We start from the raw sequence: 15,419 nt of genomic DNA on the forward strand, positions 1-15,419 counted from the left end.
TAGGAGGATACGAAAAAATGGCATTATTTGAAAGTTATGAAAGAAGAATTGATCAAATTAACGCTGCATTAGCTAAATATGATATCAAATCAATCGAAGAAGCAAAAGCTATTTGTGATGAAAAAGGTATCAACGTTTATGATATCGTAAAATCTACACAACCAATTTGTTTCGAAAATGCTTGTTGGGCATATACAGTTGGTGCTGCTATGGCAATTAAAAATGGTGATACTAAAGCAGAAGATGCTGCTAAAACAATCGGTGTTGGATTACAATCATTCTGTATTCCAGGATCTGTTGCTGATGATCGTAAAGTAGGTTTAGGTCATGGTAACTTAGGAGCAATGTTATTAAACGAAAATACTCAATGTTTCGCATTCTTAGCTGGACATGAATCTTTCGCTGCTGCTGAAGGTGCAATCAAAATTGCTGAAAAAGCTAACAAAGTTAGAAAAAATCCATTAAGAGTTATCTTAAATGGTTTAGGAAAAGATGCTGCTAAAATCATCTCAAGAATCAATGGTTTCACTTATGTAGAAACTCAATTCGATTATTTCACTGGAGAAGTTAAAGAAGTATCTAGAACTGCTTATAGTGATGGTCCACGTGCTAAAGTTAACTGCTATGGTGCAGATGACGTACGTGAAGGTGTTGCTATCATGCATAAAGAAGGTGTAGATGTATCAATCACTGGTAACTCTACTAACCCTACTCGTTTCCAACATCCAGTTGCTGGAACATATAAAAAAGAATGTATCGAACAAGGTAAAAAATACTTCTCAGTTGCATCTGGTGGTGGAACTGGACGTACTTTACATCCTGATAACATGGCTGCTGGTCCTGCTTCATATGGTATGACTGATACTATGGGACGTATGCATAGTGATGCTCAATTCGCTGGTTCTTCATCAGTTCCTGCTCACGTAGAAATGATGGGATTAATCGGTATGGGTAACAACCCAATGGTTGGAGCTACTGTTGCAGTTGCTGTTGCTATCGAAGAAGCTTGTAAATAATTCATTAAAAAAGTCTTGATTTTTCAAGGCTTTTTTTATTTTCCCTTTTATCCCTTTCTATCAACAATAATTTAAAAAATAAGGGGCTGTAACGAGTAAGTAGATTTTTAACTACTTTCGAAAGGTTACAGCCTCTTTATTATTACATATTATCTTTTAATACTTCATGGTCTCTTAATAATTTCTCTATAACTGTTCCTTTAACTGCTTTAATAAGAGGTTTTTTAAACATATTTAAAGGACCTAAGTTTATTTCAAGAGGAGATTTTCCATCCATCAATTTAACAGAACTATCCAATAATTCTCTAATATCATAAACACTTCCCCATACTTCAGGAACACCACGATCTACACCTAATAAACCATAAACAGCTTCCATAGCTGTTCTTACAGAATATTCTGTAGTAAAGACAGTATCTCTAGGTGTATGAGCAAATTGTCCTAAGAAAGCAAAGTTAACTGCGCCATCAACAATAACATCTGGTCGATCTTCTTTTCTTCTTGGCATAAAGAAAGCAGTGATATATGGCATCATTGTTGGTATACAGATAGCACTGTTTGTCGCATAGTCTTCAATGTATTTTTCTGGTACACCAAGATGATAGAGCCATTCCATTGTAATTTCTTTTCCTGTACATTCTTTCATTGGTTTTTTTACATAATCTCCAAGAACATCTGTAAATAAGCCATAGACCCAAACACATACTTTTTCTTTATCTTGCTGTTTAAATTGTCCTTGGCGATTAATTGTCCAACTTAAAAGCCATGATGAATCTTTACAACTAACAATTCCTCCTGTTACAACATGTCCAGTACGAGGATCTCTTTTACAGATATTTGTAATATAAGGAATAATTTTATCATCTAATGTTGTAATTGTAGCTGATTCCCAATTTGTTTTTTCAATATCACTACAGAATTTTTCAGGATATCCAAATGAAGCATCTTGTTTAGCAATATTTTTCCATAAATCCCAACAACCACTTTTTGCTACTTTAGCATCTCCTTGAGGAGCATGATTTTGATCTCCATAGATTGTTCCTTCTACACAACTACCATTTGTAATAAAGACTAAATCATTTTCAGTTAATTGAATATTTTTATCTTTACCATTTACTTTACATTCAATAACTTTAGCTACTTTTTTATCAGGTGTTGTATCAAATATAATATTTGTTACTTCGCTGTTAAATTGAAAATCTACATCATGTTTTTCTAAGTATTTTTTCATTGGTAAAATAAGGGATTCATATTGATTATATCTTGTAAATTTTAAAGCACTAAAATCAGGTAATCCTGATATATGATGAATAAATCTTTGGAAATAGAGTTTCATTTCTAAAGCACTGTGCCAGTTTTCAAAGGCAAACATAGTACGCCAATACATCCAAAATGTTGAATCAAAAACTTCTTCATCAAAGACATCTTCAATTGTTTTATCATAGAGATCTTCATCTTTAGTCATAAAGAGTTTCATAATTTCCATACACCCTTTTTGACTTAAACCAAATTGATTATTGGTCTTAGCATCTTGTCCACGATTAACTGTTGCTCTACATAATGAGTAGTTAGGATCTTCTTTATTTAACCAATAAAATTCATCTAAAACACTGGCATCTTTAATTTCTAAAGAAGGAATACTTCTAAATAAATCCCATAAACATTCAAAGTGGTTTTCCATTTCTCTTCCACCACGCATAATATAACCTGCTGTTGGATCAAAGATACCATCACAAGCCCCACCAGCAATATCCATTGCTTCTAAAATATGAATATTCTTTCCTGGCATTTGTCCATCTCTTACTAAAAAACATGCAGCAGCTAATGAAGCTAGTCCACTACCAATTAAATAAGCACTTTTATTTTCTACACCTTCAGGTTTTTTAGGTCTAGCAAATGCTTCATAGTTACCATTTGTATAATAAATTCCTTTAGAATTTTTATCATGTTTACCAAGTTCAGTATTACGATACGTATTTTCTTTTTCTTCTACTTTATTTTCTTTTGCTTTTTTAACAAGCATAGCTGATGAAACAGCTGCAGCTGTTGTTGCTGCTATTTTGATACTTCTTTTCATATAGGTTCCACCTTTCTTTGATACCTTAATTTTATCATTCCCCTCTTGAATTAAAATTTACAATAAAAAAGAAATGATTTAATTTTTATCATTTCTTATTATCTGTAAAGTTTTTAATTGATAAATCTATTGTTCCATGAACTGTCTTTTCTAAATCATCAACAATTTCATTATAATTTTCATCCATTCCTTTTTCTATCCAATCAAGCATAATCCCTACAAAACCATATTTATAAAAATAAGCAATAAAATTCTTTTGTTGTTCATTTAAATTTGTTTCAATACTTCTTTCTTCAACAATTGATTCAATCAATCCATGAACAAGTTTAAATAATACTTTTTCTATCTGATCTTTAGAAATATCATGATAAACATTTAAAATAAAAGGTTTATTTTTATAAACAGCTTCAAAGATATTTTCTAATCCTTCTTTCCAATGAGCATAATCTTTCTTTTCATTAAGTGCTTTTTTAGCATCTTCAATTAAAATCCATTCTGTTAAATCATATAAATCTTAAAAATGATAATAAAAAGACATCCTGCTTAAATAACAAACATCTGTTAAATTTTTAATGGTTATTTTATGAAATGGCTTTTCTAATAAAAGCTTTTTAAAAGCATCTTCTAATTGTAATTTAGTTCTATTTGTCATATTTTCACCTATCCCTTTTCAAGATATTCTATATTAATCATACTATATTTTTTTATGACTTACATTAAAAAAGCAATCCGTAGATTGCTTGTAATACTATAATAGACTTGCTTCTTTACTAAATTCTTCAAAACTATTAACAAAATGATAAGGTTCATATTCTCCATAAGCAGTAGGTCTAGTGATTGCTACAATTTGAATATCGTATCCTAGCTTCTTTTGTAAATTTGTTGCAAAATCAGCCAACTCTTTTCCACGCTTTGCTTTTAGTGCAATGCATCCTGATTTTTTAAATCTTTTCGCAATGATGTAACACATTTTCTAGTACCTCCTCTAATTCTTCAGCTAATTTTATTCTACCATTTTCATAATATTTACGCAATATTTGACCATAAAAGCTATCATATCCTCGTTTATAAAATTTATCATGTAACCAATCATTTAATTGCCTATCATAGTAAGTATTAAACTGTATCTCAATTGGATAATGTTTATTATCTTTTTGATAATAGACATGTACGCCTCGATACCCATCATCATTAGATTTTCCTTTTGACATATCGACAACTCTTATTTTTTCTTCCGTTTCAAGACAAAGAACTTCTTCATAATTTGAACAAATTGTTCTGAAACCTAAAATATCATTAAAGACACGTGAAAAAGTTGCATTTGGATACCTGTCAAATTTAATAGATGCAGACCCAATACTTTTGATTCTTAAATCTATCGGAAATTTGTATAAAATACTTTGATTATACAGGAATTAATTCTTTAGGTGATTTTATTTATCAATATTCTTATAATACCGTTATTGAGATGTGTAAAACAAAAAACATCCACTTTGAAGATAAAGATCTTCTTTTATTGGATGTCTTTTGTGGTGGTGCTTCAATCATGTATCAACACTATATTCTAGGTAAATATGATTTATCACCTAAACAAGCAGGTCATCTTTTATATCAAATGTTTCCTGAAAACTTTAAAATATCTTGGTAATCAATTATTCATATTTCCAATTATGAGATTGCATTTGCATCTCTACCATATGTTTATAAATACCATTTTGTTGTTTTAAATCTTGTGGTTTACCTTGTTCAAAGACTACTCCATCTTTTAAAACAACAATTTGGTCAACGCCATCAACTGTTCTCATACGATGTGCAATAATTAATACTGTTTTATTTTCTATTAACTTAGAAATAGACTCTTGAATCATTGATTCATTATCTACATCTAAAGAAGCAGTCGCTTCATCCATTAAGATAATTGGAGCATCTTTTAAAAATGCTCTCGCAATTGAAATTCTTTGTCTTTGTCCTCCTGATAATTCAGAACCATTTTCACCAATCATTGTATTCCATTGATCTGGCATATTTTCAACAAACTCATCACAATGAGCAAGTTTTGCTGCTGCCATCACTTCTTGGTCTGTTGCATCTTTTTTACCAATACGAATATTTTCCATAATTGTATTATTAAAAAGTGTTACATCTTGAAAAACAATTGAATAAAGCTCTAATAATTTTTCCGGATCAATCTTTGAAATATCCATACCACCAACTGTAATCTTTCCACTATCAATATCATAAAAACGTGCAGCTAAACGAGAAATCGTTGTTTTACCACCACCACTTGGTCCAATTAAAGCTGTTACTTCACCTTGTTTAGCAGTAAATGAGACATCAGATAATACTTGTTCTTTTTGATTATAAGCAAAAGCCACATGATCAAAAACAATATCATAGCCCTCATTTGTAAGAGTATTATTTCCTGTTTGTTCATCATGAGATAAAATTTCATCCATACGTTTACAATTTGTATCTAAACTAATCATTGCTGATAAATTTTGTAAAGATATTTGTAATGGCTCATACATACGTGTCACAACAAGCAAAAACATAAAGAATGTTAAAACTGTAATCTCACCTTTTACAAGTAAATAACTTCCTACAACAGCAACAGTGCCTATACCAAGTTTTAAAATCATTTGTGCACTACAAACAAATGCTGCATTTGTAAATTCCGCAAAAATAGCATGTTTTTCAACAGCTTTGATTTTTTTATTAAGTGATTCCATATATTGATCACACATATTATTTGCTCTTAGATCTCTTAATGTTTCTAATCCTTCTTGAATGCCATCTAAACAATCAATACGATATTCATTTGTTTTTTTATGTGTATGACGCATCGTTTTTCTTGAATAAAGAACAATTGCAAAAGCAATTGGCATCACCCAAATTGCTGCAAGTGCCATACGAAAATCAAAAAACAATAAACTGATAACAATAATAGTTGTTGAAATCATAGCTCCTATTAATTCAGGAATCCAATGTGAACTTGCTGTTTCTAAAAGAGCACAGTCAGACATAATCGTATTTGTAAGATCCGCTAAATCTTTTTTACCAAAATAAGATAAAGGAAGTTTTCTTAACTTTTCCGCAAGTGTACGACGTCTAACACCACTTTCAACATATGTTGAAAAAAAAGTAGCACGATATTGAAAAACGTTTGTTAAAGCAATACATATTAAAATAACTACAATAGCTATCAAAAAGAAAACAAATTTTTCTTGTGGTAATTGATTATCTAATAAATAAGATGCTAGTAAATAAAGTAATCCCACAGGAAGCATTAAAACAAGGTTAGAAAGTGTCACTGCTATAAAAGCTCTTACCATATCTTTGGCTCCTTTAGAAGATAAAGCATATTTATGTTTTAATTTTTCAATCATTATTCTTCATCCTCCTTTTGTACTTTCCATTTAACAGATTGATTATATTGATGCCACATATGTTCATAAACACCTTTTGTTTCTAATAATTCTTCATGATTTCCACTTTCAACAACCTGCCCATTTTCTAATACATAAATACAATCTGCATGAGTAATCGTTGATAAACGATGGGCAATCATAATGACTGTTTTATTCTTTGAAAGTTTCTCAAAAGCCTTTTGAACTAATACTTCATTATCTGGATCAGCAAAAGCGGTTGCTTCATCTAAAATAAGAATTGGAGCATTCTTTAAAAAAGCTCTAGCAATAGATAATCTTTGACTCTCTCCACCTGAAACATAAACACCCTTTGAACCAATAATCGTATGAATACCCTCAGGAAACTTATCAATAATATCTTGACACTGTGCATCTTTTAAAGCTTGTATTACCTCTTCATCACTAGCTTCAGGCCTAGACATACGAATATTTTCTAAAATACTCATCTTTAGTAATCGGCTATCTTGAAAAACATAAGACACTTGATTCATTAATTCTTTTTGTTCAATGTCTTTAACATTTACATGACCAATTTTAATGCTCCCTTCATTTACATCGAAGAAACGACAAATTAAAGAAGCTACAGTTGTTTTACCTCCTCCACTTGGTCCAACTAAAGCAATATGTTGACCTGCTTGAATATGCATATTTAAATGGTCAATTGCTTTAGTTGAAGTATTTTGATATGAAAAACTAATATTTTCTATATCAATTGAGGCATCACTTGGTACTTTTACTTCTTTACTTTCTGGTAAGGGTTGTACATTCATAATGAGATCCATTCGATTTAAAGCATCTTCTACCATCATTTGTGATTCACCTGCATAAGCGATTTTCATTAAAGTAGTTGTTAAAATAGATGTAATTAAAATATAGAAAAATAAGTTTAAAATAAATTGATCAGTAATTTGATTCCCTACAAATAGATAAGCAGCAATAATAAGTGCAGCAAAAATAGCATTCGCAAAAGTTGTAAAACAAACCATTGGTTTCATCATACTTTTTGTATAATCTAAAGTCCATTTTTCATATTCATCAATAGCTTCTTTAAATCTTTTAAAAGAAAATATTGTTTGTCCAAAGGTTTTAACAACAGGAACACCTCTTACATATTCAACTGCTTCTGATGACATCGTTTCTAAAGCATTTTGATATTGTTTCATATCTTCTGCCATTTTAGGACCCATCATTGCTGTAAACATTAAAATAAAAGCAATGATTGCTGGAATTAAACTGATTAAACCTAAACGCCAATCAAAAAATACCATCATCAAAAGTAACCCAATAGGTGTTGCTTTAGAAATAACTTTATCTGGAACATTATGTGCCAAGAAAGTTTCTGTAGCACTACTTGATTCCATAACGATTTTTCTAATCTTTCCACTCCCTTGACTTTCAACATACCCTAAAGGAAGTTTCATAATATGTTCCATCATTTTTGTTCTCATTGTTGCTTGTACTCTAAAAGCAGCTTTATGTGAACACATTAAAGCAACAATATAGAATATCATAGAAAGGAGTGCAAATAAAACAGCATGTCCTCCATAATTTTTAATATGAACTGCTTCATTAAAATGTGGTCTTACTTCTAGCACTTCTTTAATGATACGCCATATATCATAAAAAGGAACTAAAGCCATGAATGCACTTATAGTCGCTAAAATACAGGAAGCATATACATAATATTTATGATTTCCTGCAAATACCATCAATTTAGATAAAGTACTCTTTTTCTTCTCTTTCATAATTTCCTCCTTTTGGTTAGTTTTAGCTAACTGCGGATTTTGATTTAAGACAGGTTTCCCTGTCTATTTTTCAATACCCATAACAGCTTTCCAACCAGCTCTATTAAACAAAACCGTGCTATCCATAAATGATTGAGCCTCTTTGTAAGTACGATTGTGCATGACAACTTCATAAATTGTTTGCCAACCCGCACGACAAAACACATGAATAAAAAATGGATCAACTGTCATTTTATCTTGACCATACTTTCTAACAAATTCTAAATAATACGATTCTTCAATTTCACCTAAACGATCTAAATAATCCTCATATTCTGTTCCTGCAGAACAACAGAATATAAGTTTAAACTCTTGAAGATGTTGATAAACATAATCTAATACAAAATTTGTCCCTTGACCACCTTCAAGACACGCTTGATCAAGATTCGTACTTTCTTTTGCTTTTTGAATACTTTCTAAATAAATATTCATCAAACCATCAGCAGCGTCATCCACAATGGCTTTAAAAAGACCTTCTTTATCTTTAAAACGCGTATAAATTGAATTTGTACTGACACCACTTGAACCGGCAATACGACGAAGACTTGCTTTAGTAAAACCATATTCTAAAAATTCTTCAGTTGCATTTTTTATAAGAGTTTCTGTTACTCCTTGCGTTTCTTGTCTCATTGATACCTCCATCATTAAATAACACTGTTATTATAACAGTGTTATTTTTTATTTTCAATAAAAAAGCTTAACAGGCTTCTTTATTTAAGTCATTTAATAACTTTCTTATTCTAACAAATGCTTCTGCAATATTTTCTTTTGATGAAGCAAAAGAAATACGAATAAAATCACTAAAATCTTTGCCAAAGCCATTTGCAGGAACAACAGCAACTCCATACTCTAGTAACTTATCTGCAAATTCTTGTCCATTAAGTCCTGTTTTAGAGACATCAACCATAATATAAAATGCTCCATGAGGTTTAATATAGAAAAGATTTTTACATTGATCTAATTGTTCCATAATAAAAGTTCTTCTTAATGCAAAGGTATCAACCATATGTTGAACTTCTTTTTTTACATCTTCTTGATCTATTGCATTTGCCATCCCTATTTGAGCAAAGGTCATTTGTGATGTTGTTGTATATTGATGTACTTTTAATATTTGATCAATATGTTTTTGGCTTGAAGCAATATAACCCATTCGCCATCCAGTCATTGCATACGCTTTTGAAAACCCATTAACAATAATTGTATAATCTTTCATATTTTCAAATGATGCAATGGATACATATTGATTTTCATAATCTAATTGATTATAAATTTCATCTGCTAAAATTAATATATTGTTTTCTCTAGCAAGTTTACATAACTGTTCTAAAGTTTCTTTTTGATAAACAGCTCCTGTAGGATTATTTGGATTATTTAAAATAATCATTTTTGTTTTCTTTGTTATTTTATTTTTTACTTCTTCAATATCAATTTGAAATCCTAGACTTAGTTTTAGTGGAATTTCTACAGGAATTCCTTGACATAATAAAACTGTATTTTGATAAGATACAAAAGCTGGGGTAAAAATGATAACTTCATCATCTTTATTAATAAATGCTTGGCAAACATTATTAATTGCTTCACTACAACCACAAGTCATAATAATTTCTGTATCGCTATCATAATCAATCGTTGTTTGTTCCTTTAAAAGATGAGCTACTTTTTTTCTTAAACCTAAATATCCTCGATTAGAACTATAATGTGTTTGATTATCATTTAACGCTTCTATCGTTGCTTTTTTTATTCCTTCTGGCGTATTAAAATCAGGTTCTCCAGCACATAAAGAAACTACACTTTTTCCTTGGCTTCTTAATTTTTCAACTTTTTCCATGACCACACGAATAGATGACATTTGTACTTTTTCTATTCTACTAGCATATCTATTTTCCATTTTGACACTTCCTTTTTGTAAAGTATTATATAATAAAAAACAATGTTTAGAAAGTCTAAACATTGTTTAAATATTAATCTAAAGAACTTGCCGCAAAGAAACCTTCTCTTACTGCTTCTCCAATTTTACCTAATTTATAACAATCACCAATCACTCTTGTTTTCATTGGATATTTTTCTTTTAATTGATCTGCAAGTTTTGTATTAGGTCTCATTCCAAAAGCAGAAATAATTGTATCAGCTTCTAAGTGTTTTTCTACACCGCTTTCTTCAACAGTTAATCCTGTTTCATCAATAACTACTACTTTTGTATTTGTCATTAATTGTACATGATTTTGAGCTAATTTATTAAATAAAGAAATCTTATTAATAAAGAAAACATCTTTACCCATTTCTGGAAGCATTTCAACAACAGTCACATCTTTATGCATTTCTTCTGCCATTTCAATAGCCCCATCTAATCCAGAGGCACCACCACCACAAACAACAATTTTATTTCCTTTAATAAGTGATTCATTTCTATGTGCTTCTACAATATTAACTACATTATCTCCATCAATGCCAGGAATAGCTGGTGTAAAAGGTAAAGCACCTGTAGAAACAATAATATAATCACATGTTTTTAATATTTCCTCATCACCAGTAATTGTTGTATTTAAATGAATATCAATAGGTAATTTTTCTAATTGAACTTGATACCATTTTGTAAGTTGTTTGATATTTGTTTTAAACTTAGCTGTACAAATATCTCCCATTGTACCACCTAGATGATCTTCTTTTTCAAATAAAGTAACATGATGTCCTTCTAAAGCTGCAACTCTTGCTGCTTCCATTCCCCCAGGACCAGCTCCAATAACAACAACATTTTGTGGATCTTCTGTTTTTTCTAATTTAAATCTTACTTCTTCCATTGCTTGAGGATTAACAGCACATCCTAATTTTGTATGATGATTCCAAATACGTCCAATACAGTATTCATTACATCTTAAACAAGGTCTTACATCTTCACGATGATTTTTCATTAATTTTTTAGGCATCATTGGATCAGCAATCAATGCTCTACCAAATGAAACAAAATCAACATTACCACTTTCAATTAATTCTAATGCACTTTCAGGATTATGTGTACCAGCATTAATCAATGGAACATTAACAACTTTTCTTGCATCTTCACATACATATGACATACAAGATTCACCTAAATATGCTGGTGGGAAAATATAATCTAATGTTTCATAACATCCTGCATCAATATCAAAAGCATCAATACCTTCTTTTTCTAATTCTTTTAGGATTTTCATACTATATTCTAAATCTCTACCACCATTAAAACGATGATCAAGTGAAATACGGAATAAAATAGGTACATCTTTACCTACTACTTCACGAATTGCATGATAGATATCTTTTGCAAAACATGTATTATTTTCAGGTGATCCTCCATATTCGTCTGTTCTTTTATTCCATACAGGTGATAAGAATTGATCAATTAAATAACCTGCATGTGCATGTATTTCAATTGCATCATATCCTGCATCCATAGCAACACCTGCCGCAAATTTGAAATCATCCATCATTTTAGAAATTTCTTCTTTAGTTAATGCATGACACATTAAATTAGGATCAAATGCTGAAGGAATTTCTGATGCTGACATTGGTGGATTCCCTAATGTATCAGGAAATGCATTTCTTCCTGTACCTGGTGTTAATTGACATACAATTTTAGCACCATATTTATGTACTCCATCACAAACACTTGTAAGTGAAGGTAAAACAGTAAAGCTATCCATATATCCTTCCATTGAACCTTGAGCAATCTTTTCATTAAGTGGTTGACATCCCATAATAATCATTCCCACTCCACCTTTAGCTCTTTCAATGAAATAATCAATTTCGTTGTCTGTTTTTCGTCCATTAGCCAAAGCACTGTTTGTTCCCATTGGTGACATTACTAATCTGTTTTTTACTTCCATTTTACCAATTTTAAATGGCGTAAATAGTTTTTCGTAACTCATATTTCTTTACCTCTTTCCTTTTTTTGTTACCTCGGTAACATTTTAGTATGTAACCGTTTTATTGTCAATGTTTATTTTTTCACAATCTTTTTTATTTCCTTTTATGGTATAGTAATAGATGGTGATATAAATGTATAAAGATTTAAAAAATAATATTATTAATACCTCTTATCAATTATTTATGGAAAATGGGTATGATCAAACAACCGTTAATGATATATGTAAAGCTTGTTCAATTACAAAAACAACCTTTTATCGATATATTGATTCTAAAGAAGAATTACTTTCTTATTTTTTTGATGATATTAATGAACGTATTGATGAGTTAAGAACAAATGCAAAAATTCATCAAAATTATGTTCAACAAATCATTGATGCTTTTGATTTAATCATTGAACATATGCTTCAGTTTAAACAAGAACTTTATTGTCAACTTTATATTTCAAACTTAAAAGAAAATAAAGGAACCTTTTCACAAATCAATGATTTAAAAGAAATCGTTGTTGAACTTATTGAAAAAGCACAAACAACAAAAGAAATAAAGAATCCTAGTTCTCCCCAAATCATTTATAATGTTTTAGAGCATATATGTTTTGGTTGTGGAATCCAATGGTGCTTACATCAAATAGAAGATGTCCGTTTAGAATTTATTCAATCATTAAAAGCTATTCTTATTGCATAAAAAACTATAAGAAATGCTGGTAGTATTTTCTTGATTAAGGCATTAATGTTAATAGTGGTTTTTATATGAATTAAAGCACAAAAAAAGCTTCAATTATCGAAGCTTTTTATATGTCTATTTTTCTTTAACAAGTTTACTTCCAGAGTTGAAACCAATCATTAATCCTAATGCAACAAGTAAGATTGCGACTACTAATTGTAAACCATCGACCATTAAGACAAATCCACCAGTTACAAATAATTTCATAACGATTCCATAGATAGCTTGTACTAATGCTGTCATTGTAACAATGAACATTAATACCATTGGGATATATAACATAAATCCTTTTCTTCCAGTAACTTTTAAGAAAACAGCTAATGAAATTAAAACCATTGCAGCTAATAATTGGTTAGCTGATCCAAATAATGGCCAAATATTAACATATCCACCTAAACTTAATAAATATCCACAAACTAAAGAAATAATTGTTGAAACGTATTTATTAGTTAAAACTTTAACTAAACCACTTGGTTCTTGTCCTTCTTCTACTTCAAAGAATTCTTGGAAAGACATTCTTGAAATTCTTGCAACAGCATCTAATGAAGTTAAAGCAAGAGCTGAAACAAACATTGTCATAATACATAATCCCCAAGATTGAGGTAAACCAAGTTGAGCAACTAAACCAGTAACACCAGCTGAGAATTTAGTAAATGGTGTTGCTGTATCAGCTAAAGCCATATTAGCAAGTGTACTATCTAAGACACCCGATGCTTTTAAGTTTGGTAAAGCACCAACAATAACGATAACTAAGATAGCAAGTAATGATTCAAGTAACATAGAACCATAACCAACTTGTAACATATCTTTTTCGTTTTCTACTAATTTTGAACTTGTTTCAGATGAGACAAGTGAATGGAAACCAGAAACAGCACCACAAGCAATTGTAACAAATAATGTTGGGAAGATATAACTTCCTGAAGCAGATTTAAATCCTGCAAAAGCAGGTGTTGTAATTGTTGGATTGCTTACAAATACACCAATTACAGCAGCAACGATCATTCCGATAAATAAGAATGTTGTTAAATAATCACGTGGTGTTTTAAGTAACCACATAGGTGTAACTGAAGCAAAGAAAATATATACAAAGACAACATAAATCCAAGTTGTTTTAGTAGCATATACTGGAAACATAATTCCAAGTGCTAACATAGCAATAATTAAAGCAATACCAAGAATCACTTTTGGTAAACCTTCTAGTTTAACTTTTTTCAAGAATAAACCAAAGGCCATTGCTACAAAGACATATAAAATTGAAATTGAAGCAGCACTTGCATTTGGAGCAAGTTTAGCCCCATCAGCACTAATTCCATTAAATGTTCCTGCAACCATATCAGCGAAAGCTGCAATAACAATTAATGTGAAAATCCAACAAAATAAGAAAAATAATTTTTTACCTTTACGTCCAATATATTTTTCAATGATTTGTCCCATTGATTTCCCTTCTGTTTTAACAGAAGCATAAAGTGCGCCAAAATCTTGTACAGCACCAAAGAATACACCACCAACGATAACCCATAAAAAAGCTGGTAGCCAACCAAACATCATTGCCATAACTGGTCCAGTAACAGGTCCAGCTCCTGCAATTGATGAGAATTGATGAGCAAAGACTGACCATTTGTTTGTAGGTACAAAGTCTGTCCCATCTTCTTTTGCAACAGCAGGTGTTGTTGCTTTTGGATCAATTCCCCATGTTTTAACTAAGTAACGACCATAGAATAAATAAGCCACTACTAAAATTAAAGCACTTAATCCAAGTAATAGTAAACCATTCATAAATGAATCCCCCTCTTTTAAATCAATCATCACATATAAAAAGGTTTTCGCTTAACTTTACGCTAAGACGAAAACCTTGTTCCGCGGTACCACTTAGATTGCGATATTTAATCGCCCCTTCACATCTTTTTATAATGCTATTCCTTTAACGCAGAAATTACGATTCCCCTACTTTTATTTCAAGAAAATAGCTCACAAGTGATGGTCTTATATCATTACCTACATTCTTTCCACCAACCGAATGTTCTCTATAGGAAGCGGATGTAAAATCGTATCTTGTTCATCGCTCATTTATATGTATGCCTATATATTATACCTCTTTTTTTGTTTGTCAATAGTTTTTTATTTTAATAACTATATTTTTTATCAATAAATATTTATTTCGTTCAGTCAACTCATCTTTTGATACATATAATATATTGGTGATTATATGTCTCTACCTTACATGAATACTGTTTTACTTAATCAGATGATTGTCATCATTTCACAATCATTTAATGAATGTTTTTCAAATGATGAACAGGCCATTATTGGCGCTTTTTTAACAACTCTAGGAGATATGCTCTCTTTAAACAGTGCTTATATCTCTTATTTACAAGATCAAAATTCCCTTTCTAAACAAAATCAAAATGATTATGATTTATTAGAAAAAAGTATTGAAAAAATAAAAGAAGAAATTAATAAAATGAAAAGTAATGTCCAAAAATGAACATTA

At 30.4% G+C, this 15,419-nt stretch carries 15 protein-coding genes and 1 other annotated feature; of the genes, 4 read left to right on the forward strand and 11 right to left on the reverse strand.

The annotated features are described in order from the left end of the window. The first annotated feature begins 17 nt into the window (after positions 1 to 17). The gene (locus tag Fi14EGH31_RS08540) at positions 18 to 1,016 is read left to right on the forward strand and encodes a GGGtGRT protein (RefSeq protein WP_022001700.1); all 999 of its coding nucleotides are present in this window, start codon (positions 18 to 20) and stop codon (positions 1,014 to 1,016) included. 142 nt (positions 1,017 to 1,158) lie between these two features. Here the strand turns inward: Fi14EGH31_RS08540 and Fi14EGH31_RS08545 are convergent, their stop codons facing one another. The 5 genes from Fi14EGH31_RS08545 to Fi14EGH31_RS08565 all read right to left on the reverse strand — a co-directional run bounded on the left by Fi14EGH31_RS08545 (position 1,159) and on the right by Fi14EGH31_RS08565 (position 4,505). Continuing rightward, the gene (locus tag Fi14EGH31_RS08545) at positions 1,159 to 3,093 is read right to left on the reverse strand and encodes an oleate hydratase (RefSeq protein ID WP_234697771.1); all 1,935 of its coding nucleotides are present in this window, start codon (positions 3,091 to 3,093) and stop codon (positions 1,159 to 1,161) included. Between the two features lie 88 nt (positions 3,094 to 3,181). Further along, positions 3,182 to 3,583: a TetR-like C-terminal domain-containing protein gene (locus Fi14EGH31_RS08550; protein WP_199676975.1), complete on the reverse strand. Its 402-nt coding sequence runs from the start codon at positions 3,581 to 3,583 to the stop codon at positions 3,182 to 3,184. 24 nt (positions 3,584 to 3,607) lie between these two features. Continuing rightward, positions 3,608 to 3,745 (reverse strand): TetR/AcrR family transcriptional regulator, encoded by a 138-nt coding sequence (locus Fi14EGH31_RS08555; RefSeq protein ID WP_200764708.1) that lies wholly within the window; start codon positions 3,743 to 3,745, stop codon positions 3,608 to 3,610. Between the two features lie 96 nt (positions 3,746 to 3,841). Then, positions 3,842 to 4,063 (reverse strand): DUF6718 family protein, encoded by a 222-nt coding sequence (locus tag Fi14EGH31_RS08560; protein WP_022001704.1) that lies wholly within the window; start codon positions 4,061 to 4,063, stop codon positions 3,842 to 3,844. After that, a complete protein-coding gene (locus Fi14EGH31_RS08565; protein WP_117346832.1) occupies positions 4,035 to 4,505 on the reverse strand; it encodes a nucleotidyltransferase family protein in 471 nt (156 codons plus the stop codon). Before Fi14EGH31_RS08565 ends, Fi14EGH31_RS08560 begins: the two co-directional genes overlap by 29 nt. Positions 4,506 to 4,561: 56 nt before the next feature. Between Fi14EGH31_RS08565 and Fi14EGH31_RS08570 the strand changes: the two genes are divergently transcribed. Then, positions 4,562 to 4,741 (forward strand): hypothetical protein, encoded by a 180-nt coding sequence (locus Fi14EGH31_RS08570; protein WP_147322944.1) that lies wholly within the window; start codon positions 4,562 to 4,564, stop codon positions 4,739 to 4,741. 4 nt (positions 4,742 to 4,745) lie between these two features. Here Fi14EGH31_RS08570 and Fi14EGH31_RS08575 read toward each other — a convergent pair whose 3' ends face one another. The 5 genes from Fi14EGH31_RS08575 to Fi14EGH31_RS08595 form a co-directional block, all read right to left on the reverse strand. Continuing rightward, positions 4,746 to 6,479: an ABC transporter ATP-binding protein gene (locus Fi14EGH31_RS08575; protein ID WP_200764709.1), complete on the reverse strand. Its 1,734-nt coding sequence runs from the start codon at positions 6,477 to 6,479 to the stop codon at positions 4,746 to 4,748. Beyond that, positions 6,479 to 8,266, reverse strand: coding sequence for an ABC transporter ATP-binding protein (locus tag Fi14EGH31_RS08580; RefSeq protein ID WP_200764710.1), 1,788 nt, complete (start codon positions 8,264 to 8,266; stop codon positions 6,479 to 6,481). The genes Fi14EGH31_RS08575 and Fi14EGH31_RS08580 overlap by 1 nt, the downstream gene beginning before the upstream one ends. A gap of 63 nt (positions 8,267 to 8,329) precedes the next feature. After that, positions 8,330 to 8,935, reverse strand: coding sequence for a TetR/AcrR family transcriptional regulator (locus Fi14EGH31_RS08585; RefSeq protein ID WP_022001708.1), 606 nt, complete (start codon positions 8,933 to 8,935; stop codon positions 8,330 to 8,332). 67 nt (positions 8,936 to 9,002) lie between these two features. Then, on the reverse strand, positions 9,003 to 10,193 hold the full coding sequence (locus Fi14EGH31_RS08590) for a pyridoxal phosphate-dependent aminotransferase (RefSeq protein WP_022001709.1): 1,191 nt from the start codon (positions 10,191 to 10,193) through the stop codon (positions 9,003 to 9,005). A 73-nt stretch (positions 10,194 to 10,266) separates the two neighbouring features. Then, complete coding sequence (locus Fi14EGH31_RS08595) at positions 10,267 to 12,207, reverse strand: NAD(P)/FAD-dependent oxidoreductase (protein ID WP_200764711.1); 1,941 nt, start codon at positions 12,205 to 12,207, stop codon at positions 10,267 to 10,269. Between the two features lie 130 nt (positions 12,208 to 12,337). Between Fi14EGH31_RS08595 and Fi14EGH31_RS08600 the strand changes: the two genes are divergently transcribed. After that, positions 12,338 to 12,889: a TetR/AcrR family transcriptional regulator gene (locus Fi14EGH31_RS08600; RefSeq protein WP_117346828.1), complete on the forward strand. Its 552-nt coding sequence runs from the start codon at positions 12,338 to 12,340 to the stop codon at positions 12,887 to 12,889. A 114-nt stretch (positions 12,890 to 13,003) separates the two neighbouring features. Here Fi14EGH31_RS08600 and Fi14EGH31_RS08605 read toward each other — a convergent pair whose 3' ends face one another. Continuing rightward, complete coding sequence (locus Fi14EGH31_RS08605; protein ID WP_117575893.1) at positions 13,004 to 14,704, reverse strand: carbon starvation CstA family protein; 1,701 nt, start codon at positions 14,702 to 14,704, stop codon at positions 13,004 to 13,006. 60 nt (positions 14,705 to 14,764) lie between these two features. Continuing rightward, positions 14,765 to 14,997: a binding site (T-box leader), on the reverse strand. A 137-nt stretch (positions 14,998 to 15,134) separates the two neighbouring features. Between Fi14EGH31_RS08605 and Fi14EGH31_RS08610 the strand changes: the two genes are divergently transcribed. After that, a complete protein-coding gene (locus Fi14EGH31_RS08610) occupies positions 15,135 to 15,413 on the forward strand; it encodes a hypothetical protein (RefSeq protein ID WP_107030265.1) in 279 nt (92 codons plus the stop codon). Positions 15,414 to 15,419: the final 6 nt, after the last annotated feature.

The sequence above is a fragment of the Faecalibacillus intestinalis genome (assembly GCF_015097455.1).
In the GTDB taxonomy this organism is placed as follows: Bacteria; Bacillota_I; Bacilli_A; order Erysipelotrichales; family Coprobacillaceae; genus Faecalibacillus; species Faecalibacillus intestinalis.